The following is a 932-nucleotide window of genomic DNA, read 5'->3' as shown; positions in this document are numbered from 1 at the left end:
CCGCCCCGGCGCGAGCCAGTGGCGCCGGTGCTGGAAGGCGTAGCCGGGCAGGTCGACGTGGCGTGCGCCCCGCCACGGCCCCTCGGCGTACATCGCCTCCCAGTCCACCGGCGTGCCCCGGGTGTGCGCGGCGGCAGCGGCGGACAGCACCGACAGCGCCTGCGCGCCGTCCCCCGCGGACGCCGCGTCGCCCCGCGGCCCGCGCAGGGTCGGCAACAGCGCCACCCGGTCGTCCTCCAGGCACTCCTCGGCCATGCCGCACAGGACACCGTCCGGGCCGACCTCGACGAACGTGCGCGCTCCGAACGCGTGCGCCGCCCCGACGGCGTCGGCGAACCGCACCGGCTCCCGTACCTGGCGGACCCAGTACTCGGCCGTGCTCATCTCGCCGGGGCGGATCGGCCGCCCGGTGACGGTGGAGATGATCGGCAGGGTCGGCTCCCGGTAACGCAGGGCGGCGGCCACCGTCCGGAACCTGGCGAGCATGGGCTCCATCAGCGGGGAGTGGAAGGCGTGGCTGACCCGCAACCGCCGCGTGCTCCGCCCCCGCGCGGCCAGCTGGTCCGCGACCTCGGCGACCGCCTCCTCCGCCCCGGAGAGCACCACCGCCCCGGGGCCGTTGACCGCCGCGACGCACACGTCGTCCGCGCGGTCCGCCAGCAGCGCGCGGACCTCCTCCTCACCGGCGCGCACCGACACCATGGACCCGCCCGGGGGCAGCTCCTGCATCAGCCTGCCCCGGGCGGCCACCAGCGCGCAGGCGTCGTCGAGGTCGAACACCCCCGCCACGTGCGCGGCGGCCAGTTCGCCCACGGAGTGCCCGAGCAGCGTGTCGGGCCCCACCCCCCAGCTCTCCAGCAGCCGGAACATCGCCACCTCCACGGCGAACAACGCGGCCTGCGCGTACCGCGTCCGGTGCAGGAGCCCGGCCT

At 77.0% G+C, this 932-nt stretch carries 1 pseudogene; it reads right to left on the bottom strand.

Annotation, left to right across the window (positions count from 1 at the left end):
- Positions 1-261: 261 nt before the first annotated feature.
- Positions 262-870 (bottom strand): annotated as a pseudogene (locus D471_RS42660) (acyltransferase domain-containing protein); the annotation flags it as partial.
- Positions 871-932 lie beyond the last annotated feature (62 nt).

The organism is Nocardiopsis lucentensis DSM 44048, assembly GCF_000341125.1.
GTDB lineage: Bacteria > Actinomycetota > Actinomycetes > Streptosporangiales > Streptosporangiaceae > Nocardiopsis > Nocardiopsis lucentensis.
This window is presented reverse-complemented; position numbering and strand designations above follow the sequence as displayed.